The 24,648-nt window shown below is 44.6% G+C and carries 26 protein-coding genes; 18 read left to right on the top strand and 8 right to left on the bottom strand.

What is annotated here, in order from left to right:
* The first annotated feature begins 9 nt into the window (after positions 1 to 9).
* The 12 genes from nuoG to FTT73_RS05765 all read left to right on the top strand — a co-directional run bounded on the left by nuoG (position 10) and on the right by FTT73_RS05765 (position 12,734).
* Positions 10 to 2,688 carry an NADH-quinone oxidoreductase subunit NuoG gene (gene nuoG, locus FTT73_RS05820; protein ID WP_180191141.1) on the top strand — a complete coding sequence of 893 codons (2,679 nt, stop codon included), beginning with the start codon at positions 10 to 12 and terminating at the stop codon, positions 2,686 to 2,688.
* A 3-nt stretch (positions 2,689 to 2,691) separates the two neighbouring features.
* Positions 2,692 to 3,699 (top strand): NADH-quinone oxidoreductase subunit NuoH, encoded by a 1,008-nt coding sequence (gene nuoH, locus FTT73_RS05815; protein ID WP_005097920.1) that lies wholly within the window; start codon positions 2,692 to 2,694, stop codon positions 3,697 to 3,699.
* A gap of 16 nt (positions 3,700 to 3,715) precedes the next feature.
* Positions 3,716 to 4,258, top strand: coding sequence for an NADH-quinone oxidoreductase subunit NuoI (gene nuoI, locus FTT73_RS05810; protein WP_005097919.1), 543 nt, complete (start codon positions 3,716 to 3,718; stop codon positions 4,256 to 4,258).
* A complete protein-coding gene (nuoJ, locus tag FTT73_RS05805) occupies positions 4,258 to 4,776 on the top strand; it encodes an NADH-quinone oxidoreductase subunit J (protein WP_171063341.1) in 519 nt (172 codons plus the stop codon). Before nuoI ends, nuoJ begins: the two co-directional genes overlap by 1 nt.
* Complete coding sequence (gene nuoK / locus FTT73_RS05800; protein ID WP_004280769.1) at positions 4,776 to 5,084, top strand: NADH-quinone oxidoreductase subunit NuoK; 309 nt, start codon at positions 4,776 to 4,778, stop codon at positions 5,082 to 5,084. The genes nuoJ and nuoK overlap by 1 nt, the downstream gene beginning before the upstream one ends.
* On the top strand, positions 5,081 to 6,976 hold the full coding sequence (nuoL, locus tag FTT73_RS05795; RefSeq protein WP_005097915.1) for an NADH-quinone oxidoreductase subunit L: 1,896 nt from the start codon (positions 5,081 to 5,083) through the stop codon (positions 6,974 to 6,976). The genes nuoK and nuoL overlap by 4 nt, the downstream gene beginning before the upstream one ends.
* A gap of 1 nt (position 6,977) precedes the next feature.
* Positions 6,978 to 8,591, top strand: a complete 1,614-nt coding sequence (nuoM, locus tag FTT73_RS05790; RefSeq protein WP_100329150.1) for an NADH-quinone oxidoreductase subunit M — start codon at positions 6,978 to 6,980, stop codon at positions 8,589 to 8,591.
* Between the two features lie 3 nt (positions 8,592 to 8,594).
* Positions 8,595 to 10,139, top strand: a complete 1,545-nt coding sequence (gene nuoN / locus FTT73_RS05785) for an NADH-quinone oxidoreductase subunit NuoN (RefSeq protein ID WP_074383461.1) — start codon at positions 8,595 to 8,597, stop codon at positions 10,137 to 10,139.
* A gap of 123 nt (positions 10,140 to 10,262) precedes the next feature.
* Positions 10,263 to 10,898: a uracil phosphoribosyltransferase gene (gene upp, locus FTT73_RS05780; RefSeq protein ID WP_005097912.1), complete on the top strand. Its 636-nt coding sequence runs from the start codon at positions 10,263 to 10,265 to the stop codon at positions 10,896 to 10,898.
* An 85-nt stretch (positions 10,899 to 10,983) separates the two neighbouring features.
* Positions 10,984 to 11,277: a cold shock domain-containing protein gene (locus FTT73_RS05775; protein WP_005097911.1), complete on the top strand. Its 294-nt coding sequence runs from the start codon at positions 10,984 to 10,986 to the stop codon at positions 11,275 to 11,277.
* Positions 11,278 to 11,479: 202 nt separating this feature from the next.
* On the top strand, positions 11,480 to 11,839 hold the full coding sequence (locus tag FTT73_RS05770) for a hypothetical protein (protein WP_100534922.1): 360 nt from the start codon (positions 11,480 to 11,482) through the stop codon (positions 11,837 to 11,839).
* A 172-nt stretch (positions 11,840 to 12,011) separates the two neighbouring features.
* Complete coding sequence (locus tag FTT73_RS05765; RefSeq protein ID WP_180191140.1) at positions 12,012 to 12,734, top strand: cold shock domain-containing protein; 723 nt, start codon at positions 12,012 to 12,014, stop codon at positions 12,732 to 12,734.
* Between the two features lie 46 nt (positions 12,735 to 12,780).
* Here FTT73_RS05765 and gigC read toward each other — a convergent pair whose 3' ends face one another.
* On the bottom strand, positions 12,781 to 13,659 hold the full coding sequence (gene gigC / locus FTT73_RS05760; protein WP_005169640.1) for a LysR family transcriptional regulator GigC: 879 nt from the start codon (positions 13,657 to 13,659) through the stop codon (positions 12,781 to 12,783).
* Between the two features lie 85 nt (positions 13,660 to 13,744).
* On the opposite strand from gigC, the gene FTT73_RS05755 reads away from it, so the two are divergent.
* Complete coding sequence (locus FTT73_RS05755; RefSeq protein WP_005169641.1) at positions 13,745 to 14,506, top strand: ferredoxin--NADP reductase; 762 nt, start codon at positions 13,745 to 13,747, stop codon at positions 14,504 to 14,506.
* 69 nt (positions 14,507 to 14,575) lie between these two features.
* Here the strand turns inward: FTT73_RS05755 and FTT73_RS05750 are convergent, their stop codons facing one another.
* The 5 genes from FTT73_RS05750 to FTT73_RS05730 all read right to left on the bottom strand — a co-directional run bounded on the left by FTT73_RS05750 (position 14,576) and on the right by FTT73_RS05730 (position 18,450).
* Positions 14,576 to 15,301 (bottom strand): amino acid ABC transporter ATP-binding protein, encoded by a 726-nt coding sequence (locus FTT73_RS05750; protein ID WP_180191145.1) that lies wholly within the window; start codon positions 15,299 to 15,301, stop codon positions 14,576 to 14,578.
* Positions 15,302 to 15,315: 14 nt separating this feature from the next.
* Positions 15,316 to 15,999 carry an ABC transporter permease subunit gene (locus FTT73_RS05745; protein WP_159516140.1) on the bottom strand — a complete coding sequence of 228 codons (684 nt, stop codon included), beginning with the start codon at positions 15,997 to 15,999 and terminating at the stop codon, positions 15,316 to 15,318.
* The gene (locus tag FTT73_RS05740) at positions 15,999 to 16,742 is read right to left on the bottom strand and encodes an amino acid ABC transporter permease (protein ID WP_180191139.1); all 744 of its coding nucleotides are present in this window, start codon (positions 16,740 to 16,742) and stop codon (positions 15,999 to 16,001) included. Before FTT73_RS05740 ends, FTT73_RS05745 begins: the two co-directional genes overlap by 1 nt.
* Before the next feature lie 59 nt (positions 16,743 to 16,801).
* A complete protein-coding gene (locus FTT73_RS05735; protein ID WP_005169644.1) occupies positions 16,802 to 17,734 on the bottom strand; it encodes a transporter substrate-binding domain-containing protein in 933 nt (310 codons plus the stop codon).
* Between the two features lie 293 nt (positions 17,735 to 18,027).
* Positions 18,028 to 18,450: a hypothetical protein gene (locus FTT73_RS05730; protein WP_005097893.1), complete on the bottom strand. Its 423-nt coding sequence runs from the start codon at positions 18,448 to 18,450 to the stop codon at positions 18,028 to 18,030.
* Positions 18,451 to 19,017: 567 nt separating this feature from the next.
* Between FTT73_RS05730 and FTT73_RS05725 the strand changes: the two genes are divergently transcribed.
* The 4 genes from FTT73_RS05725 (at position 19,018) to FTT73_RS05710 (ending at position 21,969) form a co-directional block, all read left to right on the top strand.
* The gene (locus tag FTT73_RS05725) at positions 19,018 to 19,323 is read left to right on the top strand and encodes a hypothetical protein (protein ID WP_180075360.1); all 306 of its coding nucleotides are present in this window, start codon (positions 19,018 to 19,020) and stop codon (positions 19,321 to 19,323) included.
* Positions 19,324 to 19,526: 203 nt separating this feature from the next.
* Positions 19,527 to 21,455: a mechanosensitive ion channel gene (locus FTT73_RS05720; RefSeq protein WP_180191138.1), complete on the top strand. Its 1,929-nt coding sequence runs from the start codon at positions 19,527 to 19,529 to the stop codon at positions 21,453 to 21,455.
* Positions 21,456 to 21,523: 68 nt separating this feature from the next.
* Positions 21,524 to 21,691: a hypothetical protein gene (locus FTT73_RS05715; RefSeq protein ID WP_180191137.1), complete on the top strand. Its 168-nt coding sequence runs from the start codon at positions 21,524 to 21,526 to the stop codon at positions 21,689 to 21,691.
* Between the two features lie 125 nt (positions 21,692 to 21,816).
* On the top strand, positions 21,817 to 21,969 hold the full coding sequence (locus FTT73_RS05710; RefSeq protein WP_167381268.1) for a hypothetical protein: 153 nt from the start codon (positions 21,817 to 21,819) through the stop codon (positions 21,967 to 21,969).
* A gap of 29 nt (positions 21,970 to 21,998) precedes the next feature.
* Here the strand turns inward: FTT73_RS05710 and FTT73_RS05705 are convergent, their stop codons facing one another.
* A complete protein-coding gene (locus tag FTT73_RS05705) occupies positions 21,999 to 23,198 on the bottom strand; it encodes an NAD(P)/FAD-dependent oxidoreductase (protein ID WP_180191136.1) in 1,200 nt (399 codons plus the stop codon).
* A 191-nt stretch (positions 23,199 to 23,389) separates the two neighbouring features.
* Here FTT73_RS05705 and FTT73_RS05700 point away from each other — a divergent pair, with 191 nt between their 5' ends.
* Positions 23,390 to 23,713 carry a hypothetical protein gene (locus tag FTT73_RS05700; protein ID WP_005169649.1) on the top strand — a complete coding sequence of 108 codons (324 nt, stop codon included), beginning with the start codon at positions 23,390 to 23,392 and terminating at the stop codon, positions 23,711 to 23,713.
* Here FTT73_RS05700 and FTT73_RS05695 read toward each other — a convergent pair.
* Positions 23,710 to 24,591, bottom strand: a complete 882-nt coding sequence (locus tag FTT73_RS05695) for a 1-aminocyclopropane-1-carboxylate deaminase/D-cysteine desulfhydrase (RefSeq protein ID WP_180096932.1) — start codon at positions 24,589 to 24,591, stop codon at positions 23,710 to 23,712. The genes FTT73_RS05700 and FTT73_RS05695 overlap by 4 nt on opposite strands.
* Positions 24,592 to 24,648: the final 57 nt, after the last annotated feature.

The following is a 24,648-nucleotide window of genomic DNA, read 5'->3' as shown; positions in this document are numbered from 1 at the left end:
AATTCGACTATGGCTACAATTCATGTCGATGGCAAATCGTATGAAGTCAACGGCTCGGAAAACTTGCTACAAGCATGTTTGAGTCTTGGCATTGATATCCCATACTTTTGTTGGCATCCGTCCTTAGGTTCTGTTGGTTCTTGCCGTCAATGTGCCGTGACTCAATACGCGAATCCGGAAGATACCCGTGGTCGTTTGGTCATGTCATGTATGACGCCTGCATCTGACAATACCTACATTTCGATTGAAGACAAAGAAGCAAAAGATTTCCGTGCTTCGATTGTTGAATTCTTGATGACCAACCACCCGCACGACTGTCCGGTCTGTGAAGAGGGTGGTCACTGTCATTTACAAGATATGACCGTAATGACGCAGCATGACCGTCGTCGCTACCGTTTCACCAAACGTACCCATTACAACCAAGAGCTTGGCTCATTCATTTCTCACGAAATGAACCGTTGTATCGCCTGTTACCGTTGTGTGCGTTATTACAAAGACTATGCAGGTGGTACGGACTTCGGCGTGTATGCCAACGCATCACGTGTGTATTTCGGTCGTCCGGAATCAGGCACTTTAGAATCTGAATTCTCGGGTAACCTGACTGAAGTTTGTCCAACAGGTGTATTTACCGATAAAACTCATTCGGCACGTTATAACCGTAAATGGGACATGCAATATGCGCCAAGCGTATGCCAAGGCTGTTCTTCAGGTTGTAACATCTCTCCGGGTGAGCGTTATGGTGAACTTCGCCGTGTCGAAAACCGTTTCAATGGTGAAGTTAACCAATACTTCCTATGCGATAAAGGCCGTTTCGGTACAGGTTATGTGAACCGCGAAGACCGTCCGCGTCAGCCACAATTCCGTAAAGGTGCGACTGTAGAAACTGTTTCAGTAGATGCAGCACTTGATACGGTCATTGCAAATATCCAGGACAAAAAAGTTTTGGGGATTGGTTCACCGCGTGCATCACTTGAATCAAACTTCGCGCTGCGTGAGTTGGTGGGTCAAGAGAACTTCTCAACAGGTTTATCTCAAAAAGAGCAAAATCTGGTTGAACTTGCAGCTTCAATCATGCAAACCGAGGGTGTTTACAACCCGAATATGCGTGAAATTGAAAGCTATGATGCAGTTCTGATCTTAGGTGAAGATTTAACCCAAACTGCGCCTCGTATGGCTTTATCTGTTCGCCAAGCTGCGAAAAATAAAGGCAAAGAGATGGCAGCGGAACGTCGTACCCAGGAATGGCTGGCTGAGCCGGTACAACGTATTGCTCAAGATGCGAAATCTCCGATTTACATCCTGGCTGCGACACAAACCCGTTTGTCTGACGTAGCGGAAGGCGAAGTGGTTGCTTCTCCAAACGACATCGCGCGTTTAGGTTTTGCTGTTGCTGCGGGCGTGAAGGGTGAAGCAATTCTCGGTTTAGATGACGATGCGAAAGCATTTGCACAAACGATTGCCGACACCTTAAAAGCTGCGAAAAAACCATTGATCATCTCGGGTACCAGCTTACAAGATGCATCAATCATGGAAGCTGCTGCACAAGTTGCACAAAATCTGGGTAATGCAGGCTTGACCTTGACAGTTCCTGAAGTGAACTCGATGGGTATGGCAATCTTCGGTGGTCAAAGCTTAGAGCAAGCCTTTGCACAAGATTATGATGCAGTGATCGTGGTTGAAAACGATCTGTATCGTCGTCTACCTGCTGCACAAGTGGATGCTGCACTTTCAGGCAAAGACGTGATTGTTTTAGATCACTCTGAAACTGAAACAGTGAAAAAAGCCGACATCGTGCTTTCTGCTGCAAGCTTTGCTGAAGGTGATGGTACGGTGGTATCGCAAGAAGGCCGTGCACAACGTTTCTACCAAGTGTATGACCCGAGCTACTACAATCCTGAATTGGCAATCAAAGAATCTTGGCGCTGGTTACACGCTCTGGAAACCGGCGTGAAAGGCAAAGCGATTTCTTGGACGTTGCTGGATGATGTGATCGAGTCAGTTGCGAAAAACGTACCTGCACTTGAAGGCATTCTGGATGTTGCGCCTGATGCGGGCTTCCGTGTCCATGGTCTTAAAGTAGCACGTGAACCACGTCGTTACTCAGGTCGTACTTCGATGCGCGCGCCATTGTCTGTCCATGAGCCAAAACAGCCAGTGGACAACGACTCTGCATTAACCTTCTCGATGGAAGGTTATGTCGGAACTCAAACACCTTCAGCACTGGTACCATTTGCATGGTCTGCCGGCTGGAACTCGCCGCAAGCCTGGAACAAATTCCAGGACAATGTCGGCGGTCATTTGAAAGGTGGTGATTCAGGCGTTCGTTTATTCGACCGTTTGGCAAAACTTCCGGCACGTACCTTTGTTGCACCGGCACCTGTTTTGGTTAATGCTGAAAGCTTCCGTCTGGTACCAATGCACCATATCTTTGGTTCAGGTGAATTCACCGTAAAAACACCAGCAATGGAAACACGTATTCCTGAAGCGGTATTTGCGGTCGGTGAACAGGATGCAGCCCGCTTGAATGTTCAAGATGGTCAGACAATGACAGTAAAAGCAGGCGAGACCTCTATTGTTCTGCCTGTACAAGTCATTGAATACTTACCGACAGGTTATATTGGCTACCCAATCGGTCTTGCACCGACGGTATCTCTGGCAGAGCCTGTTTCAGTCGCGGTTGGAGTGTAATTCATGGAACAAGAATTAATCCGTCAAACGCCGTTGTGGGCTGAAAACTGGCCAATCGCCTATTCAGTCATTCAAGCGATCGTGATCTTACTGGTTGTGGTATTGATCGCTGCGTTGATGTCTTTTATTGAACGCCGTTTACTCGGCTTGTGGCAAGACCGTTACGGTCCGAACCGTGTCGGTCCGGGCGGTATGTTCCAGATTGTTGCCGACATGCTGAAAATCATGTTCAAGGAAGACTGGACACCAAAATTTGCTGACAAACTGACTTTCCGTATGGCGCCAGCAGTTGCGATGGCAACTGCTGTGCTGTCGTTCATGGTTATTCCTGTTTCACCTTATCTAGGTGTGGCAGACATGAGCATCGGCCTGTTGTTCTTTATGGCAATGGCAGGTATTGCAGTCTATGCAGTACTGTTCGGTGGCTGGTCATCCAACAACAAATACGCCTTACTCGGTGGTTTACGTTCTGCGGCTCAGACCATTTCTTATGAAGTGTTCCTGGGGATCTCGCTGATGGGTGTGGTGGCAATTGCCGGCTCATTCAACATGCGTGAAATCGTTGAAGCACAACGTGATGTCTGGTTCGTAGTGCCTCAGTTCCTTGGCTTCCTGATCTTCGTGGTTGCGGGTGTTGCGGTGACGCATCGTCATCCATTTGACCAACCAGAAGCAGAACAAGAACTGGCTGAAGGTTATCATGTCGAATACGGCGGCATGAAGTGGGGGATGTTCTTCGTTGCGGAATACGTCAACGTAGTACTGATCTCTGCTTTAATCGTGACGTTATTCTTCGGTGGCTGGCTCGCGCCATTCAACCTTGAAATTCCGTTCCTTCCAGCAGCATTCTGGTTCATTATCAAAACAGCATTCTTTGTAATGATGTTCGTGTTGGCACGTGGTTCATTAATGCGTCCACGTTATGACCAGGTGATGAACTTTGGTTGGAAAATTTGCTTGCCATTAGCTCTAGTCAACCTGTTGGTGACTGGTGCCGTGATCTTGTGGTAAGGGCAGGGAGAACAAAATGTTTAAATTTCTAGCTGGATTTGGATCGATTGTTCGTTCGCTTTGGATGGTGTTTAGCCATGTAACGCGTAAACGTGACACGATTTTATATCCAGAAGTGCCGGCCGAAGAAATCGTGCCACCACGTTTCCGTGGTCGTATTGTATTAACGCGTGACCCTGATGGCGAAGAGCGTTGTGTCGCATGTAACCTGTGTGCGGTTGCCTGTCCGGTAGGCTGTATCTCATTACAAAAAGCAGAACGTGAAGATGGTCGCTGGTATCCGGAGTTTTTCCGTATCAACTTCTCACGTTGTATTTTCTGCGGTATGTGTGAAGAAGCCTGTCCAACCACAGCCATTCAAATGACCCCGGATTTCGAACTCGGTGAATATGTTCGTCAAGACCTGGTCTATGAAAAAGAACACTTGCTGATTTCAGGTCCTGGTAAATATCCTGACTATAACTTCTACCGTGTCACCGGTATGGCAGTTGCAGGCAAGGACAAAGGTCAAGCACAGCGTGAAAGTGCACCTGTTGATGTACGGAGTCTATTACCATGATGTGGCCATTTTATTTAATGGCCCTTGTGGCCATTGTCTCTACGGTTCGCGTGGTGACTAACGCGAATCCGGTACATGCTTTATTAAGCCTGATTGTATCCTTGCTTGCTGTTGCAGGCATGTTCATGATCGTTGGTGCGCCGTTCGCGGCTGCCCTCGAAATTATTGTCTATGCTGGCGCGATCATGGTGTTGTTCGTGTTCGTGGTGATGATGCTGAATCTGGGTGAACAAACCGTTGAACAAGAACGTAAATGGTTAACTTCATCGGCGTGGGCTTATCCGGCGCTGATGAGCTTCCTGATCGGTCTGGTACTGGTATGGGTATTAAACTCTGATTACGCACAGCCTTCACTGGTAATGGGTGTGGAAATGGTGGGCCCGAAAGCCGTGGGTCAAGCACTCTTTACGCAATACTTGTTGTTGGTTGAAGTTGCCGCGATGTTATTGCTTGCTGCATTAGTAGCTGCATTCCATTTGGGTAAACGTGAGCCAGATGCAGAAGAGGAAAAAGAATAATGGGCAACATCCCTTTAGAGCATGGTTTGATCGTTGCATCTATTCTCTTTGCACTGGGTTTTTACGGTGTAATGGTGCGACGCAACCTACTATTTATTTTAATGAGCCTTGAAATCATGATGAACGCTGCTGCTTTGGCGTTCGTCCTGGCGGGCAGTGCATGGGCACAGCCAGATGGTCAGATCATGTTCATCCTGATCCTGACGCTTGCTGCGGCAGAGGCTTGTATTGGTCTCGCGATCGTCCTTCAGTTCTATCATCGCTTCCATCACCTGGATGTGGATGCTGCTAGTGAGATGCGCGGATGAGTTATTTATATCTAACAATTTTATTTCCGCTCATTGGTTTTGTCCTGTTAGCGGCGGGGCGCAACAAGCTTCCTGAAAATGTTGCAGCGATAATTGGTGTCGGTGCAGTTGGTTTATCGGCACTGTTTGCACTGATTGCAGGTCTGGACTTTGTTAACAATGGTAAAGAACTCTATGTTCAGCACCTGTGGACCTGGTTCAATGTCGGTGGTTTTGCACCGGGCATCAGCTTGCAACTCGACGGTTTGTCTTTACTAATGCTGGGCATGGTGACAGGTGTGGGTTTCTTAATTCACATCTTTGCTTCATGGTACATGCGTGGTGAAGAAGACTTTGCACGTTTCTTCTCTTACTTCAACCTGTTCGTTGCAAGCATGTTGCTTCTCGTTCTTGGCGATAACTTGGCGTTATTGTTCTTAGGTTGGGAAGGTGTAGGTCTGTGTTCATACCTGCTGATTGGTTATTACTACCAGAACCCTGCAAATGGTCTGGCGGCAATCAAGGCGTTTACTGTTACCCGTATCGGTGACGTATTCCTGCTGATTGCCATGTTCCTGATCTTCCAGCAATTCGGTACTTTGAACATTCAGTACATCGTTGAAAATGCAGCGACTGTAATGACGCAAAGTTCTTCGCTGACCATCTGGACAGCATTGTTATTGTTCTTGGGTGCGGCAGGTAAATCTGCACAGATCCCATTACAAACATGGTTAGCCGATGCAATGGCAGGTCCAACACCTGTTTCTGCATTGATCCATGCTGCGACCATGGTAACGGCGGGTGTTTACCTGTGCTGCCGTCTGTTTGCAGTCTTTGAACTTGCGCCAGAAGTGATGGTGTTTATTTCGATCACAGGTGCGGTGACCTTGCTTGTAGCTGGTTTTGCTGCATTGGTTCAGACCGACATCAAACGTATTCTGGCTTACTCAACCATGAGTCAGCTCGGTTATATGTTTATGGCAGTAGGTGCTGAAGCATACCAGGCGGGTCTATTCCACATGCTGACTCACGCATTCTTCAAGGCACTCTTGTTCTTGTCGTCTGGTGCGGTAATTTTGGCTTACCATCACGAACAAAACATCTTCAAGATGGGCGGTTTGTTCTACAAGAACAAATTCCTGTTTGCATGTTTCGCGATTGGTGGCGGTGCCTTGGCAGCGATTCCATTCCTGACCATTGGTTTCTTCTCAAAAGACGCAATTCTTGCTGCAGTCTGGACGCAAAGTCATATTGCTGGTTTACCAGTGTATAACACGCTGTACTGGGTCGGTGTTGCAGGTGCTTTCTTAACCTCGATTTATACATTCCGTCTAATCTGGGTGGTATTCTTCGGCAAAGAAAACACGCCTTATCATGAAATCAAAGGTGCAACTTACTGGGCGCCACTAGCGATTCTTGCTGTCCTTTCGACAGGTCTGGCAATCGTACTGAAAGCACCCGTGATGAGCATTCTAGATGCAGCCCAAATTCCAGCCTTCATTATTCCTGAAGCGCTTGAAGCAGGTGCACATGGTGCTGAATACATCGCCATTGCTGTTGCATTGACGGGTCTTGTGGTCGGTGTGGTGCTGTTCGCTTTTGCTTACAATGCAGTCAAACGTTTTGCTGCCACTTCTGTAGGTGCGGGTCTGGTTAATATCTGCCGTAATGCATTAGGTTTCGACAAGCTTTATGACCTGATTTTCGTCAAGCCATATTTGCTGTTCGCTAAATTGTTCGGTCGTGATCCAATTGATGGCTTATGGCTAGTACTTCCTGCACTGGTCAAAAGTGGTCACAGCTTTACAAGTTCACGTCAAACCGGTTCACTGCGTGAATATGCATCTAGTATGGGGCTCGGTGTCGTTGTCCTACTGATGATCTTGATCGTGATTCAGGTCGTGGGGAAATAAAATGGAAGCTCCAAACAATATTATTTTGCCGGCTCTGATCCTCATTCCGTTCATTGCAGGTTTCATATGCTGGTTGGTCGATAAACTCGACCAACACTTGCCGCGTTATATCGCGCTGATCGGTATGCTGGTGACTTTGGTCTTGACCATCGTCCTTTGGCAGACTGGTACCTATAACTATGAATTGGGCGCTGCGACACCTTCGTGGGCTGCCGAATTCAAACTGCCTTGGATTCAAACCCTGGGCATTAACATTCACCTTGCCGTGGATGGTTTATCTCTGCTGATGGTTGGCTTGACGGCACTCCTTGGTGTGCTGGCAGTAGGCTGTTCATGGGGCGAGATTCAAAAGAACGTTGGCTTCTTCCACCTCAACCTTTTATGGTCTCTGGGTGGTGTCATCGGTGTATTCCTGGCGATTGACCTGTTCCTGTTCTTCTTCTTCTGGGAGATGATGCTGGTGCCGATCTACTTCCTGATTGCCCTTTGGGGTCATAAAGGGGCAGAGGGCAAGTCACGTGTTTATGCAGCAAACAAGTTCTTCATTTACACGCAGGTTGCCGGTTTGGTGATGCTGATTGGTATCCTGGGTCTGGTGACTGTAGGCTATACCATGACTGGCGAAATCCGTTTCGACTACAACTATTTATTAGGTGTGGCGAATACGCTTGACGCTCAGGTTCCAGCGCTTGCTTATGCATTCATGATCTGTTTATTCATCGGTTTTGCGGTAAAACTTCCAGTTTTCCCATTACACGGCTGGTTACCAGATGCGCATGCGCAAGCACCAACCGCGGGTTCTGTTGACCTTGCAGGTATCTTGATTAAAACTGCGGCGTACGGTTTATTGCGTTTCGTGATTCCGTTCTTCCCGGCAGCTTCGGCTCAGTTTGCAGATATCGCGATCATTCTGGGTTTAATCGGTATCTTCTACGGTGCCTGGTGTGCTTTCCAGCAAACCGACATGAAACGCTTACTGGCGTACACATCTATTTCCCACATGGGCTTTGTTTTACTTGCGATTTATGCAGGTAACATCCTGACCTTCCAGGGTCTGATGATCATGATGTTGGCACATGGTATTTCCTCTGCTGCACTGTTCATTATGTGTGGTCAGGTATATGAGCGTGTGCATACGCGTGATATGCGTTTGATGGGTGGTATGCGTGGTCAGTTCCCGTATCTTGCATTCTTCCTGATGTTCTTTGTTGCGGCGCTTGTCGGTATTCCAGGTCTGGGTAACTTCATTGGTGAGTTCCTGATCTTGATGGGTGCTTATGCACAATTCCCGGCGTTCACTATTCTTGCGGCAATCAGTCTGGTCTTTGCAGGTCTGTATGGTCTGATCCTGATTCACAAAGCCCTGTTTGGTGTGCCAAACGAAGCGCAAAAACAGCACTATACACATCCGTTAAAAGATCTGAATGCACGTGAAATCGCGTTATTGTTGATCTGCGCGTTTGGTCTACTTTGGCTTGGTCTATACCCACAAAGCTTCCTTGATGTGTCTAACTCAAGCATGGCGTGGTTAGCGAATAGCTACATTCCAGTTCAAGAAGTGGTTGAAGTTGCTGATCAGGTAACGACTCAACTTGAAAATGTGGAGATCCAATAAGCCATGAACTTCACAATGTCTTTTTCTGAGCTTATGCCGCTCGCACCTGTGATGATCGTGTCGTTAACTGCGATCGTCGTGATGTTGCTGACGGCAATCAAGCGTAACCATAATCTTGTTGCGACGACGACTGTTGTTGGTCTGAACTTAGCAGCGTTCTATATCATTTTCGTTCTGTTGGCAGGCACATTTGCACCTGCCAATGTGATGAATCTGTTCATCGTAGATCCATTTACGATGTTGTACCAGTTTGTGATTCTGATTGCTGCACTTGCCTGTAGTACCTTGTCACACGCGTATATCGAAACTTATAAAGATAACCGTGAAGAGCTATATATCTTGATGTTGATATCCGTCGCGGGTGCAATGTTAATGGTGGCAAGCTCGCACTATGCATCATTCTTTATTAGCCTTGAGTTGATGTCGATTCCTGTATACGGCCTGTTGGCATATACACATCAACGTTCTCAATCGCTTGAAGCAGGTGTGAAATATCTGGTGCTTTCAGCAACTGCGTCTGCAATGCTGCTGATGGGTATGGCCTATATTTATGCCTACACAGGTACTTTAAGTTTCGTTGCTGAACCGGGCAAACTGTTTACTGTATTCAGTCAGCCAGCTGTGATAATTGGTCTGGCCTTAATTGTATTTGCTGTGGCATTTAAATTATCGCTGGCACCATTCCACAAATGGACACCAGACGTCTACGCAGGTGCACCAGCACCAATCGCGACTTTCCTTGCGACTGTGGCAAAAGTGGCGATGATTGGTCTGTTTGTTCGTTATGTTTTGTCTTCAGGTTTAATCCTGGCAGACAGCTTCGTAACGATCATTTCGATTATTGCAGTATTGTCGATTCTTGCAGGTAACTTGCTGGCTGTTCGCCAAGTGAACCTGAAACGTATTCTGGCATACTCTTCAATTGCGCACTTTGGTTATTTGCTGGTTGCCATCGTCAGTTCACGTAATACCGATTTCTTACAGGTTCAAGGTTTCGCGACTTTTGAAAGTGTAAACGTGTATGTGATTACTTATGTATTAACCACGATTGGTGCTTTCGGTGTTGTGACGCTGATGTCGAGTCCGTATAACAATACGGATGAAGCGGGTAGTCTGGCTGAATACCGTGGTCTGTTCTGGCGTCGTCCAGTTCTGACTGCTGTATTAACCGTAATGATGCTGTCTCTTGCTGGTATTCCTTTAACTGCCGGCTTTATCGGTAAGTTCCTGGTGATTAAAACCGCAGTTGCAGGCGAAGCCTGGTTCCTGACTGCAATGGTTATTCTGGGTTCAGGTATTGGTTTGTATTACTACCTGCGCGTGATGGTCGTGCTGTACATGACACCACCTGAAACACCACGTCTAGATGCGGTGAATCATTGGGGTCAAAAAGTCGGTGGTATCATGGTATTACTTGCTGCACTTGCGGTACTTGTGATTGGTGTTTATCCAGATCCAGTGATTGCGATTTCTAAATATGCGTTCTTCGCAATATCACCTGAATTACAGCAATTCATTTTCACTTTGGTTCAAAGTGGTTTTAACTAATATCTGTGAAGATTGACGTTATTACAAAAAAGCCTCCATGATTGGGGGCTTTTTTATTTATACAAATCTATAAAAGCCTTTATAATAGCGGAAATTTATCTTTAACCTTTTAGGTGTTCTCCTGTGGCAATCCATGAAATCCGTCATCCGCTCATCCGACATAAGCTCGGCTTACTCCGTCGTGCAGATATCAGTACCAAAAACTTCCGCGAGTTAGCTCAAGAAGTGACCATGCTTCTGACTTATGAAGCGACTAAAGACCTGCCAATGGTTGAACATGATATTGATGGCTGGAATGGTGCTGTCACAGTTGACCGTATTGCCGGTAAAAAAATCACGGTTGTGCCGATTCTACGTGCCGGTATTGGCATGCTGGATGGTTTCTTAAACCTGATTCCAAGTGCAAAAGTATCTGTACTCGGTTTAGAGCGTGATGAAGAAACCCTGGAAGCCCGTACTTATTATAAAAAACTGGTTCCAGACGTACAAAACCGTATCGCGATGATCATTGATCCGATGTTGGCGACAGGTTCTTCTCTTGTAGCTGCAATTGATGTACTCAAAGCCAGTGGCTGTAAAGACATTCGTGTTATGGTTCTGGTTGCCGCACCGGAAGGTATTAAGCGTGTAGAGGCTGCACATCCTGATGTGATCATGTTCACTGCATCAATCGACAGCGGTTTAAATGAAAATGGTTATATCGTTCCGGGTCTTGGTGATGCTGGCGATAAAATCTTTGGTTCAGTTCAGAAAGACTAATTTTTGAACAGGACGAAAAAAAGGGGCTACTACAGCCTCTTTTTTATATAATGTAGATCGGGCATTTTCAGCATAGGACAACAGCATGAAAGATGAATTATATCAGGGCAAAATCAAACAGTACGACCCTGCAAAAGGTTTTGGTTTTATTGGTTCAGCTGAGGGAGATGTGTTCTTCCATATTTCAGACTTTCCTGCGGCAGAAGGCGAGCCAAAACGCAATGAACGCGTGAAATTTAATGTGGTAGAAAATGGCGATAAGTATAAAGCCATTAAGATTGAACGTGTTGAGGATACTTCAAAGAAAGCTAAAAAATCTAAGGTCGCTGCACATAACCAGTCAATTACTTCCGCATTACTATCAAATCTCAAGCGTTAATTAACCGTGAATTTGACTAAATGAAGAGGCATTTTCGCCTCTTTTTTATCTAAAAATTCATGAACTATAGTCTTACCTCAGGTTTTGTAACTTAAAGCTTATACTTCGTTACGCAAACAATAAAACGTCTACCAAAGCGCTACAATCATCTCTATTTCTTCTCACTTAAAATACTATCTGTTGATTTATAGGGATAAATGTCATGTTTAGGAATGGAAAAATTAAAACTTATGATTCCGAACGTGGTACAGGCAGCATTGAGTTAGCAGATGACGCTCAAGAACTAAGTTTTAGGCTACAGGATTTACCTTCACTTGAAATTGATCCTCAAATTGGAGAACTGCTTAAATTTAGAATGATTCCTCATCAGGAAACCATAATATTGGACAATATGGTACGCCTAGATGTCAAAGTACAGGACGAGTTTGTAGCGGAAGTTGTGGCATTACCATCTTTGGCACCCACAATATCTGTTCCGTTAAAGCGTTCAATTCTTTTTAGCCCAACGCTATGGTTGGCACTGGTATCCGCAGTTGGTTTTATAATTTTGGGTGAAGTATAAATTTAAACCAGAAATTTTTAATTTTCTATTTTTAACTCGGTATTTCTCTATTCTTCAATTTAAAAAAGCGCCTATAAGTGCTTTTTTGGTTTTTCTATTAAAGAATTTCATAAAAGCTTTTTGATGTATTTTTTATTACAATTATTAAAAATATCAAAGACAAGAGTGAATTATGTTTCAAGAGGGGAAAATCAAAACCTATCACGAAGCACGTGGTTTTGGTTTTATTCAAATCGAAGGGGAATCTAAAGACTTATTTTTTCACATTAAAGACTTTCCCAATCAAAATATTCCACTAAAAATTGGGGAAAAATTAAAGTTTTTAATGGTTGAAGATAATGGAAAGTTTAAGGCAGACCATATTGTCCGGCTGGATATTAAATCAAAATTGGTTATTAAGCAGAATAATGATTTATATGAAGATCCTGAAGTACATGTTTCTCCACGTTATGAAAAGACAAAATCATCAACTCGATCCAAATTAATCACAATATCGGGACTAATTATTATTGCGATTCTTGTTGGGCTTGTTTATAACAAATACCAAAGCTACCAAGTTCAAAAACAGCAGAAGCTTGAACAACTGATGGTAGAGCAGCAACGAATCGTAGTTGAGCAGCGAGCGGCACAAGGTGATTTAGCTATGGAGGGATTATCTGAGCAGGGTAGGCAGAATCTAGAAAATCGTGGTGCTGAGTTACCAAGCCAAAGTTACTCTATTAATCCGAAAACTTCAGAGACGGCTTCGCAATCTATATCTCAATTCAAATGTGATGGAAGAGAACATTGTAGCCAGATGGGTTCTTACGAAGAGGCTTTATTTTTTATCCGGAACTGTCCAAATACTAAAATGGATGGTGACAGCGATGGCATCCCGTGTGAAAGCCGATTTTAAGATAGAATAAAAAGCACCTTAAGGTGCTTTTTGATTGAAAACAAATTTAGGCTTCACAGAAATTCATAAAGGCTCTCAGGCCTGGCCCCTGATATTTCTGGCGATGTACCAGCATAAACAATGGACGCGTTAAAGACCAGAACGGAGTATTGAGAATCACCAGTTGACCTTTCTCGCGTAAAGGCTCAATCGCAAGTTTGGAAATACAGGACATGCCGATTCCGCCGGCTACGATTTTCAAAATTGCTTCATTATGGCCAAGTGTCAGACGGATATTGGCATCCGGCACATCTTTCAAAATGGCATTATCAAAGACTTCGCGAGTACCTGAACCTTCTTCGCGCAGAATCCACTCTACAGATTTGAAATCTTCCGCGGTCAGCTCACGGTTCAATTGCGCTAGGGGATGATCCGGTGCACAGCACACCGCCAGCTCATCATCGCGCCAATGGATACATTGCAGTTGTGGCAGATGACAGGAGCCTTCGATCAAGGCCAGATCCAGCTGGAACTGATTCACCGCTTCAATCATTTGACGGGTATTACCAACTTGCAGCTGTAAATGCGCTTGAGGCTGAATTTTTAGAAAATCGGCCATCAGGTCAGGAATCAGGTAATCTGAAATGGTCAGGGTTGCACCTAAACGTAAATCGATACTTTGAAGCTCACCTTTCGCAACCTGTTCAAAAGATTCGCATCGACCTAAAATTTCCAGCGCTTGAGGGAGAAGAAAGCGCCCCAGGTCATTGAGCTGTAAACGTTTGCCTAGACGGTCAAATAATGGAGCACCCAGACCATCTTCCAGATCTGCTAAAGCCATACTAGCCGCACTTTGAGTAAGTTTGACGGCATCGCTAGCCTTCGTTACGGTACCCTCTTGTGCCACTGCTACAAAAACAGCCAATTGGCGTAAAGTCATGCGCATGAGTAGAGCCTTAACATTTAAAAAATATTAATAAATTATATTGCCATGCTACCATGAGCACAGTCTTTCATGCCACGTTGAAATCATGTCAATTGAAAAATTTAGCCTAGAAAAAGTTTTATCTGTACACCGTTGGACCAATACATTATTTAGTTTCACCATGACACGCCCGGCACACTTCAAATTCACTGCGGGGCAATTTGCGCGTATTGGCCTGCAGGTGGGAGATGAACTGGTGGTTCGTGCCTATTCGGTGGTGTCATCTCCTTTTGATGAAACTCTGGAGTTTTTTTCGATTGTGGTTCCAGAAGGTAAATTTACCTCCAATTTACAGCACCTTAAAGTAGGGGATGAGCTGTTTCTGGAAAAAATTCCGTATGGTTATCTGACGCTGGCCCGTTATCAGTTGCCCTTGCCCAAAGACTTGTGGTTACTGGGCACTGGAACTGGTCTGGCACCTTTTCTGTGTATGTTGCAAGACTTTGAAACCTGGAGCAAATACGAAAAAATCAATCTGGTATATAGCGTGCGTAGCCGGGCTGAACTCGCTTATGTGGAACGGATTCAGGAAATTGCCGAAACCTTTGGCGAAGGACATAGCGGATTTAAATTTATTCCGATTATTACCCGTGAGCCTGATGCACCTTTGCACGATCGTTTACCGGTGCTGATTGCCAATGGTGAACTGGAAAAAGCCGCAGGTATGCAGCTCAATCCGCAAACCACCCATGTCATGCTTTGCGGTAACCCGGAAATGGTCGATGATACCAAAGAAGCCTTAAAAGCCCGTGGCCTGATCATGAACCGGCGTGGCGAAGGCAATATTGCAGTCGAGAATTATTGGTAAGTCTGAATTGCAGATAAAAAAGCTCATCCAAGGATGAGCTTTTTTATCTGCAAGGTGAATAATGACAGCTTAGTGCAGAATCTTGTTCAGGAATTGCTGGGCACGCTCACCACGCGCTGTATTAAAGAAATCATCTTTACTGCAATCTTCCACAATTTTTCCCTGATCCATAAAGATGACCCGGTTGGCAACCTGTCGGGCAAAGCCCATTTCGTGGGTGACACACATCATGGTCATGCCTTCTTTGGTCAGACCGACCATGACATCGAGCACTTCATTAATCATTTCAGGGTCAAGCGCAGAAGTTGGTTCATCAAACAACATGGCAATCGGATCCATGCTCAGCGCACGGGCAATCGCGACACGTTGCTGTTGTCCGCCAGAAAGTTGTGCCGGGAATTTATTGGCCTGTGCACTTAAGCCGACACGATCCAGATAGGCAAGTCCTTTCTGTTTGGCTTCGGCTTCAGAACGACCCAATACCTTGATCTGGGCAATGCTCAGGTTCTCGGTAATACTGAGATGCGGGAACAATTCAAAATGCTGAAATACCATGCCCACGCGACTTCTTAGTTTATTTAAATTGGTTTTCGGATCATTAATTTTAATTCCATCGACCAGAATACTGCCTTGCTGAACAGGTTCCAGACCATTGACAGTTTTAATCAGGGTGGATTTTCCTGAACCGGAAGGACCACAAACCACCACCACTTCACCTTGCCGAATCTGGGTGGTACAGTCGGTCAGTACCTGAAAATCTTTATACCATTTACTGACATGCTGGAGGTCAATCATGACTTTGGCTTCGTTCATACAGTTAACCTCTGCTGTAATTTTTTAACAATATAGGTGGCGATCATACTGATGGTGAAATAGACCAAACCGGCAAAAAGAATATATTGGGTGAGTAAACCCATCAGGTCACCACGCACATAATTGGTGCGGAAAAAGTCCAGCAGGCCAATTGCATACACCATGGTGGAATCCTGAAACAAAATAATGGTCTGTTGTAATAATAGCGGTGTCATTTTGCGAAAGGCCTGAGGCAGTACAATCAGGCGCATGGACTGGCCATAGCTCATGCCGAGGGCAGAGGCCGCATCTGTTTGTCCCTTCGGAATAGACTGGATTCCGGCACGGACAATTTCGGAAAAATAGGCGGCTTCAAACAGCATAAAAGCCACAATACTGGACACCAGTGCCGTATCCACGGTCAGATATTTTCCAGTCACCCCAGTATAGATAAAAGGCACAGCGAAGTAGAACCACATCAGTACCAACAGCAGGGGAATTGAACGGAACAGGTTGACATAACCCTTGGCAATCCAGTTCAACACCTTGATTGAAGACAGCCGCATTAATGCCAGTAAGGTGCCAATAAAGACCCCGCCAATGGTGGCAAAAAATAAGACTTTTAAAGTAATACTCAGACCATGCCATAGGGCAGGTGCGGATAATTGTAAATCCTGAAAAAATGCAGTGAACCATTCCATTATTTAGTCTCCGCAATCAGACCGGGCACCTGAAGGCGCTTTTCCAGAAAGTTCATCAAGCCAATCAGGCAGACATTGATCAGGATAAAAATCAGGGTGACATAGGTGTAAATCTCAATGGTATTTTGCGTATATTCGCTGATGGTTTTCATCTGGGAAATGAGTTCCGCAACCCCGACCAGTGAGGCCACCGAGGTGTTCTTGACACAGTTGGTCAGTTCAGAACTTAAGGGGGGTAAGATCATGCGAAAAGACTGCGGTAAAATCACATAGCGATATAATTGTGTGGTGCTAAACCCCACGGCATAGCCGGCATTGATCTGCCCGGGTGGAATGGCTTCAATCCCGGTACGCACCTGCTCACAAACCCGCGCTGCGGTAAACAGTCCCAAACCAATACTGGCTGAAATCAGCGCCGTGGTATTGGCTCCCAGATCATTGATCCACCAGCTTTGAATGCTGTTCGGCAGAAAATTCGGAACCACATAGAACCAGATAAATAACTGGATCAGTAAAGGCACATTCCGAAAAATGGTGACATAAGCGCTACCAATCGCCCGGGCCGTTGGGCTGGGCAAGGTGCGCATGATGCCCAGCAGGCTACCTAAGAGCATGGCAATCGACCAGGCTACAATCGCAATGACCGCTAACCAGCCGAGGCCAGTCATGATCCAGTTGAGATAGGTGCTATCACCAATCCCGGTCGGTTGTAATAAGACACCCCAATTCCAGCTGTAATTCATGATCACTCCAAAATGGGCTTAAACAGGTGATGCTTAAGCAGATGAATAAGATTCAGAATCTATTGATCGCGGTCATGCGGGGTGCTGATCAGGGCCTTCAAGTCATCAGACATGGCAAAGTTCAGGTTGATATTTTTCGGTGGAATTGGTGACTGGAACCATTTCTGGTACATGCTATTGATTTCACCGGAGCTATATGTGGCTTTAATCGCGTCATCTACCACCTGCTTAAATTCGGGGTCTCCCTTACGTAACATACAGCCATAGATTTCATTGATGGGCGCTGTACCTACAATGTGCCATTGTTGCGGATTTTTAGCCTTGGATTTTTCTCCCGCCAGTAAAATGTCATCCATCATAAAGGCAGCGGCACGGCCACTTTGCAGCATTAAAAAGGATTCTGCATGGTCTTTGGTCGAAATAATTTCACCAATGCCCAATTCTTTTTCATGCTGACGAATATAGCGTTCCGATGTGGTGCCGGCAGTGGTCACCAGTTTTTTGCCTTTCAGATCGCTAAAATCTTGAATACCAGAATTGGTTGCGGTTAAGAGACGGGAACCTACTTGAAAAAAGCCGACAGAGAAATCGACCTGTTGCTGGCGTTCCTTATTATTCGTCGTCGAGCCACATTCCAGATCAACCGTACCGTTGGAGACCAGTGGAATCCGGTTCTGGCTGGTCACCAGGTTGTAGCGGATTTTTAAATCAGGAAGATTCAGCTTTTGTTTGACGGCTTCGACCACTTTTAGTTGCAGGTCATGGGCATAGCCGACCGGCTGATTCGGATTGTCAGCGATATAAGAAAATGGAATCGAGGAGTCACGATAACCTAATACAATCGTGCCGGACTGTTTGATCTTATTGAGCGTGCCAGAAGTATTCTCGCTGCCTTGCTGATTGCTTGGTGCCTGATTATCACTACAGGCACTCAGTCCCAAGGTCAGGGCACTGGCACACAGCAGCGTAGCGAATTGAGTCTTTGTTTTCATCGTGAAACTCCATTTTTCATTTTCAATTATTATGAGTACGCCCGTTTTCAGGCGCTGCTAAGACAATATTCTGATTATTGCTATAAAGTCTAAGTATTCGTTTATATTCATCTTAGTTGATGATTCAAGCATGACTCAAGCTGAATTTATTGCTGAAATGTTACTGAATCAGAAAAGGAAATCTGTGGGATGCTCAAAGGAATGCAAATAAATAAAGAGATTGAACTACAAGTATAAGAAAGAAAAAGTCACAAAAAAACCTCCAAACTGGAGGTTTTTTTATCGGTTCAAGCTTAATGCACAAACATATCCATCGATTCACGAATTTCTTGAATGGCCGTTTCGACATCGGAACTGAGCCAGGTCGGTTCAAAGAATCCAGCGTAGTGCTCAAGACGATCCGCAGGGACGACTAAGCGTACCGGACAATCCTCTTCCAATAAACGCCATGGAATAATTGGCACTTCATTGTCAAGCCATGCTGTTACATCTCGGATATCGATAATCATTGCGTTGACACAGTCCGGGAAAGGCATCACGGAAAACTCTTCAGTACGACGACGGAAATACTCCAGGTCTTGCCAGCGCAGTGCAAAACTCGGTTTACTGAATTCGATAATCCCGATCAGATGCTGATCGCGAGTATGATGCAAAGTGCATTGGTGGGTGACATCAGTGTCAAGATCCAACGATACACTTTGTTGACGATACGCCATAGAGCTCGATGAAATAAAAAAATGAGGGACACATTATAGCCCATTTTATAGAAACTGAGCAGTGCTATTGTTTAGCGCAAATTTTAGTGTTGGTTCTGCCCTGAGGTCGCGTACTGAAGCTCTTGAATTTCAAAGGACTGCATATCACTCAGGCAACTCAAGCAAACTGGGATTGGAAAAGAATGGAGAAGCTAAACCTCATTATCAGCGTGATTATAGAGCCTTTTTCTTTTCTGGTACGCTTTATATAGCTCTATAAAAAGGTTTAAGCGAATAGTGTTGCAATTATTCAAGCAATTAGATGTGTTGATCTGCCAGTAATTTTCTATGTCATTCACATGAGGGAAAAATGAATAGCAGGATAATACTGAGTTAAACCTGTTCACCATCAACCAGTAGCGATCAGTGAATTAAAAATGAACACGATTTCTTAAAGATTATTCTAAATATTATTCATACATATAACTTACATCCCGTCACCATCTCACCATGTTTTGTCACAGAAGCTGTTTTAACTGCTTGTTATGCTAAAAATCTACTTATGAATAACAAAGAGTGAGGATGGTTATGGTCGATGATTTCAATAAAAAACCACCTTTAGATCATCAGGCAGAAGTGACGCAAAAAAAGCGTATTCCTGTTTATATCTTGATTTTGGTAGGTATCTTTTTACTGGCATTACTGTTCTATATGTTTGCTGACATGAATCCAGACGCAAATGATGCACCTGCTGGACATCCGAACCCTAATGTGCAACCTGCGACACCAAACAATACGACTCCAGTCGGTGAACCTACAGAAGCTACTGCAACGCTAGGTGATGGAACAGAAGCAACAGCAACTGCGACAGATGATGCACAGGCGGCTCGATAACTCAGACATATATCAAAAGCTCTAGTGAAACCACTGGGGCTTTTTTGCAATATATTGTGATGTTTAAGCTAATGATAGCTAGCTGGTTTAAATCTAAAAACATCAAATCTGAAAGTGAATCCGAAAGAAGAAGGGGCTGAATGTTTCAAGGATAGGCTCCCGATTTCAGATAAATAGCTTAATAACAAAGAGGGTAAAACAACATGAATGATTATATGAGAAGTCCGCGTGGCGGCTTCGACGCCATGTATTATTGGGATCAGTTTCATCCCATTCTGAGTGCAATTGCCATATTAGTCATTGGTTGGATCATTGCATTACTGGTTTCGGCAGCAGTCAAGAAAGTCTTGCAAAAACTTGGAACCAATACACACTTAAATACGGCGACAGGCCATCGCTCTAATATCGAAAGTATTATTGCCCGGGTGGTGTTCTGGATTATTCTGATTATTGCCGTAATTGGTTCACTGAATGTACTCAACCTGACCAGTATCAGTGGTCCTTTCAGTAATATGATTCAGCAATTCCTGTTATTTATCCCGCAGTTACTAGGTGCAATTGCAGTCGGATTCATAGGGTGGATTGTCGCCAACCTGGTGAAAATAGGGCTACAAAAGCTACTTGACCGAACCCAACTAGACGAAAAACTCAGTGCTGAAGTGGGTGTCAGTCCCATTAGTCAGAACATCAGTGAAATTGCTTATTGGTTAATTTTATTACTGTTCTTGCCAATCGTACTGTCTATTCTGGGACTCAACGGTCTGTTGTTACCAGTTCAGAATATGCTGACTGATGTCGTAAGCTACTTACCAAATATCTTTATTGCTGCAGTGATCATTTTTGTCGGTTATATATTGGCAAAAATTGTTCGCGGTATTGTTGAAGGCCTATTAAACAGTCTGAATGTACAACAACAAGCTGAAAAAGTAGGTATTTTCAAAAATTCCAATGTGGCACAGGTGATTGGTTCATTCATCTTCGCTGTCGTGATCATTACTGCATTGATTATTGCTTTTGAAGCATTGGGTGTCGAAGCGATTTCTCAGCCTGCCACGGCAATGCTCTATGAAATCATGAATGCCATTCCGAATATTATCGCTGCTGCCTTAATTCTGATTCTGGCTTATGTGGTCTCTAAACTGGTCGCACGTCTGGTGGTTGAAGTGGTATCGGGTACAGGTGTTGATGAAATTCCTGCCAAACTGGATGTACAGCGTTTTTTAGGCACCACTAAACTTTCAAGTGTAGTCGGTTATCTGATCGTATTGTTCACCATGTTATTTGCAGTGTCCGAAGCAGCAGACCGTCTCGGCTTTGAACAGGTGAGTGGCCTGATTGCGATGTTTATTTACTTCGGCGCCAACATCTTGCTCGGTGCCGTGATTCTGGTGATCGGTTTCTGGCTGGCAAATATTGTCGCGAACATTGTACAACGCGGTGAATATAACAGCTCACGCTGGTTAGCGAATCTGGTGCGTGTCCTGATTATGGGCTTGGTCGTTGCCATGGGTCTACGTGCCATGGGTATTGCCGACTCGATTGTGAATCTGGCATTTGGTTTAACGCTGGGTGCTGTCGCAGTAGCATTTGCTCTGGCCTTTGGTCTGGGTGGTCGTCAGCCTGCGGAGCGAGTTTTAACAGATCTGATTGATAAAGCAAAACGTGAAGCCAAAGAACCGAATCCAGTCAAAGATCAAGCTGAAAACAGCATGTTTTCAGGATTAGGTGCTCAGAGTACTTCAAGTACAACGGACATGGCAGGCACGACAGGTGCAGCGATGGGGATGGGTTCTACAGATACATCAATCGGACAATACTCCGACCGTTCACAAAACATGACCGGTACTAATGATTCTTCAACCACTACGCCAGGAGCAGGTATTGTGCCAAATCAAGATTCAGACGCAGAGGGTACTACGCCAATGAGTACGGACTTATCGCATACCACACCGGCAATCCTCACCACTGCACCGCAGGATGAGAATAGTCTAGATCCGGATCAGATCGTACCTGATTCAGTGGAGGTTGATCCTAAACATCCACCAGCCAATAATCCATTTGGTTCAACCGGAGAAAAAGAGCCTGATGTAGATCTTAATCATTCTACTCAAAAAAAAGATGACCTGAAATAACCTGTTATTTTTAACCAAAATCGACCACATTAGCGTGGTCGATTTTTTTCAGTCACGAGGAAAAATAAATGAATAGCAAGAAACCCAACAACGTTCTGGCTCCTTTGGTTATCGCGGGAATTACCATTGGCTTTTTTACCGCGGCCTATCGATTTATTTTTGTGAAGAGCAAACAGGACGAGCAGTCAGAGCGAGCGCTGGATAGGAAAATACCTGATAGAGACGAATTTAACTGAAAGAATTCTACTGAATAACAAACAATAGAATTTGGCCTTTAAGAAATATATAATATTCAGGTGAATACTAAAATGATTTTGGTATTCTTCTTGCATTAAAAATATAAAAAAGGGAGATCAACATCATGTGGCAAACACTATCATATACATTCAAGAACACTTCAGCAGATGAAGCACCGCTATATTTGCGAGAAGCCACTCGAAAAATGCAGCTGACGATTGACCGTTTAGGAAATACGGCCAATCTCAAGCTGTTTAAGACAGATTATCTGGAATGAACTAAATATCAGTCTTGATGATCTATTGATTAAACATATTCCGATGCGGCATGCGCGGATGACCATGCCCATTGGAAATTATAGCCGCCCAAATGCCCGGTAACATCCAGCACCTCACCAATAAAATACAGGCCTTTCTGCTTTTGACTTTCCATGGTTTTTGAAGAAACCTCGCTGGTATCCACACCGCCCAAAGTCACTTCCGCAGTACGGTAGCCTTCTGTTCCGGATGGTTTCACTTCAAAACCATGCAGCCGTGTCGCAATCTGCTCCAGTTGATTATCACTGATATTGCCAATTGGGTTTTCTGCGACGTCAGTCCAGATTAGACCCTGTAATTCAGCCACGACACTTTTCGGTAAAAATTCATTGAGTAAAGTGCGCAATAACACTTTGGGCTGGCTTTGTTTTTTGGTTTTAAAGAAATCCAGAAAATCTACACTTGGTAAGAAATCGACTTGAAAGCTTTGACCGACATTCCAGTAATTGGATAATTGCAGGGAGCTTGGGCCACTTAAACCACGATGGGTAAACAGCAGTGCTTCGGTGAAACTGTTGAGCTCATTGGAGAGTGTCGCTTCTACGGCATTGCCACTCAAACGAGTCGTCACCTCCTTAAATCCATCAGAGAAAGTGAAGGGCACCAAACCGGCACGGGTTGGATAAACATGATGTCCAAACTGTTTTGCGATGTCATAGCCAATGCCCGAACCACCCAGCGTCGGGATGGACAAGCCACCTGATGCCACCACCACAGATTCAACCTCAAAATATCCAAGTGACGTGGCGACTTGAAATCCTTGATCATCGACTGGATTGACTGCCTTTACTTCGCAGCTGGTTTTAAGATCGACCAGACCGGTTTTGTCACATTCTGCCAACAGCATCGACAGAATATCTTTTGCACCATTGAGGGTAAAAAGTTGTCCATGTTTGCGCTCTTCATAAGCAATACCATATTCACAGACCAGGCCAATAAAGTCCCAATTGCTATAACGCGTTAATGCTGAAATCACGAAATGTGGATTATGCGAAATATAGTGGCTTGGTTCGACCTCCAGATTGGTAAAATTACATTTACCGCCGCCAGACATCAGGATTTTTTTGCCAACTTTATTGGCTTTTTCCACCACTACGACTTTACGCCCACGTTGTGCAGCCATATACGCCGTCATTAAACCTGAAGCACCGGCACCTATGACGAGAACATCGTATTGCTTGGAAGACATAAAACACTCGAGGGAGAACAAAAGGAAAGCATTATAGACAATTTTATTTCCGCTTTCTCTATTCCTGAACAATCAACAGGCTGATTGCCGATTCGTATTAGAGTTTAAACATAAAATATTTGTAAGTCGGCTTAAAATCATGCATAGTTTTTGTACAGTTTTACAAAAGTCACAATAATAAGGCAGGGCTTATGGCAACCTCAGAGGATCTAAAACAATACAACCTGATCAGTTATATTCTTTATATTCTGGGGTTTTTTCTGGGTGTGACCCCATTTATAGCCATTATCATGAACTATATTAAACGTGATGAAATGCGCGGCACCTGGCTGGAAAGTCATGTGGACTGGCAAATTAAAACCTTCTGGGTCAGTTTGCTGGGTTATATTGTTGGTGGCTTATTAACTATGATCTTGATCGGATTTCTAATCATATTTTTGGTCTTTATCTGGCATATCTACCGCTTGGTCAAAGGGATGATTGCGCTGAATAATAATCAACCGATTCAGGCTTAAGCAATTGTAGAAGTAGTATCCATGTTACGGCCTTGCAACCCACCGCTATGAATCACCAGCAGTCTAGATCCTGCTGGGAAATAATCTTTTTCAATCAAATCAAAGATGCCCATCAACATTTTAGCGGTATAGACCTGCTCTAGTGGAATTGCAAATTCAGTTTCAAAATCCCGAATAAACTGTATGAGGGCTGTGCTGGTTTTGGCATAGCCGCCACAGCAATAATCATCCAGAATAGTCCAGTTGGTTTTGCTGGTTAGTTGCGCGACTTCATCTTTTAAAAATGAGCCTTGCAGCGCTGAAAATCCTAAAACCTGCTGATGCGCCTGACTGGCTTCGATCAGACCGGTGATGGTTCCACCAGTGCCTACTGCGCAGCAAACCACATCAAATTGAGTATCTTGCGGGCTTAAAATTTCCTGACAGCCCTGAATGGCCAAAGCGTTGGTTCCACCTTCAGGAATGAGATAATGCTCAGGAAATTGTTGTGCGAGTTCGGCCAGATACTCAGGCTGTTGCTTGCGACGATAGTGTTCACGACTGACAAAATGTAGCTGCATCCCCAACTGCCGTGCGGTGGCTAAAGTCGGATTGAGTGGTCGATGGGCCAGCTCCTCACCCCGAATAATCCCCACACTCTGAAGACCAAACTGCTGTGCGGCAAATGCAGTGGCCGCAATATGATTGGAATACGCACCACCAAAGCTGAGAATCTGCCGATAACCCTGTCTTTGTGCTTCCAGAAAATTGTATTTCAGTTTAAAAAACTTGTTGCCTGAAATTTGCGGATGTACCAGATCCAGACGACGTATTGTTAAAATAATATCGTGAAAATTAATCTGTTGATCGGGAATATTTTGGGCAATCTCTGCAAACATAAAAATTAACACAGTCAGTTATTCGGCCATTATAGCGAAAGCAGTAAAGATCAGGGA

Source organism: Acinetobacter sp. YH01006, from assembly GCF_013420445.1.
GTDB classification, from domain to species: domain Bacteria; phylum Pseudomonadota; class Gammaproteobacteria; order Pseudomonadales; family Moraxellaceae; genus Acinetobacter; species Acinetobacter pseudolwoffii.
The sequence above is the reverse complement of the archived record's forward strand: the minus strand, read 5'-3'. Positions and strand labels throughout refer to the sequence as shown.

Excerpts from the sequence above, each read along its gene's own strand:
- nuoG (WP_180191141.1), top strand. The coding sequence starts at position 10 with ATGGCTACAATTCATGTCGATGGCAAATCGTATGAAGTCAACGGCTCG.
- nuoH (WP_005097920.1), top strand. The coding sequence starts at position 2,692 with ATGGAACAAGAATTAATCCGTCAAACGCCGTTGTGGGCTGAAAACTGG.
- nuoI (WP_005097919.1), top strand. The coding sequence starts at position 3,716 with ATGTTTAAATTTCTAGCTGGATTTGGATCGATTGTTCGTTCGCTTTGG.
- nuoJ (WP_171063341.1), top strand. The coding sequence starts at position 4,258 with ATGTGGCCATTTTATTTAATGGCCCTTGTGGCCATTGTCTCTACGGTT.
- nuoK (WP_004280769.1), top strand. The coding sequence starts at position 4,776 with ATGGGCAACATCCCTTTAGAGCATGGTTTGATCGTTGCATCTATTCTC.
- nuoL (WP_005097915.1), top strand. The coding sequence starts at position 5,081 with ATGAGTTATTTATATCTAACAATTTTATTTCCGCTCATTGGTTTTGTC.
- nuoM (WP_100329150.1), top strand. The coding sequence starts at position 6,978 with ATGGAAGCTCCAAACAATATTATTTTGCCGGCTCTGATCCTCATTCCG.
- nuoN (WP_074383461.1), top strand. The coding sequence starts at position 8,595 with ATGAACTTCACAATGTCTTTTTCTGAGCTTATGCCGCTCGCACCTGTG.
- FTT73_RS05775 (WP_005097911.1), top strand. The coding sequence starts at position 10,984 with ATGAAAGATGAATTATATCAGGGCAAAATCAAACAGTACGACCCTGCA.
- FTT73_RS05770 (WP_100534922.1), top strand. The coding sequence starts at position 11,480 with ATGTTTAGGAATGGAAAAATTAAAACTTATGATTCCGAACGTGGTACA.
- FTT73_RS05765 (WP_180191140.1), top strand. The coding sequence starts at position 12,012 with ATGTTTCAAGAGGGGAAAATCAAAACCTATCACGAAGCACGTGGTTTT.
- gigC (WP_005169640.1), bottom strand. The coding sequence starts at position 13,659 with ATGCGCATGACTTTACGCCAATTGGCTGTTTTTGTAGCAGTGGCACAA.
- FTT73_RS05755 (WP_005169641.1), top strand. The coding sequence starts at position 13,745 with ATGTCAATTGAAAAATTTAGCCTAGAAAAAGTTTTATCTGTACACCGT.
- FTT73_RS05750 (WP_180191145.1), bottom strand. The coding sequence starts at position 15,301 with ATGATTGACCTCCAGCATGTCAGTAAATGGTATAAAGATTTTCAGGTA.
- FTT73_RS05745 (WP_159516140.1), bottom strand. The coding sequence starts at position 15,999 with ATGGAATGGTTCACTGCATTTTTTCAGGATTTACAATTATCCGCACCT.
- FTT73_RS05740 (WP_180191139.1), bottom strand. The coding sequence starts at position 16,742 with ATGAATTACAGCTGGAATTGGGGTGTCTTATTACAACCGACCGGGATT.
- FTT73_RS05735 (WP_005169644.1), bottom strand. The coding sequence starts at position 17,734 with ATGAAAACAAAGACTCAATTCGCTACGCTGCTGTGTGCCAGTGCCCTG.
- FTT73_RS05730 (WP_005097893.1), bottom strand. The coding sequence starts at position 18,450 with ATGGCGTATCGTCAACAAAGTGTATCGTTGGATCTTGACACTGATGTC.
- FTT73_RS05725 (WP_180075360.1), top strand. The coding sequence starts at position 19,018 with ATGGTCGATGATTTCAATAAAAAACCACCTTTAGATCATCAGGCAGAA.
- FTT73_RS05720 (WP_180191138.1), top strand. The coding sequence starts at position 19,527 with ATGAATGATTATATGAGAAGTCCGCGTGGCGGCTTCGACGCCATGTAT.
- FTT73_RS05715 (WP_180191137.1), top strand. The coding sequence starts at position 21,524 with ATGAATAGCAAGAAACCCAACAACGTTCTGGCTCCTTTGGTTATCGCG.
- FTT73_RS05710 (WP_167381268.1), top strand. The coding sequence starts at position 21,817 with ATGTGGCAAACACTATCATATACATTCAAGAACACTTCAGCAGATGAA.
- FTT73_RS05705 (WP_180191136.1), bottom strand. The coding sequence starts at position 23,198 with ATGTCTTCCAAGCAATACGATGTTCTCGTCATAGGTGCCGGTGCTTCA.
- FTT73_RS05700 (WP_005169649.1), top strand. The coding sequence starts at position 23,390 with ATGGCAACCTCAGAGGATCTAAAACAATACAACCTGATCAGTTATATT.
- FTT73_RS05695 (WP_180096932.1), bottom strand. The coding sequence starts at position 24,591 with ATGTTTGCAGAGATTGCCCAAAATATTCCCGATCAACAGATTAATTTT.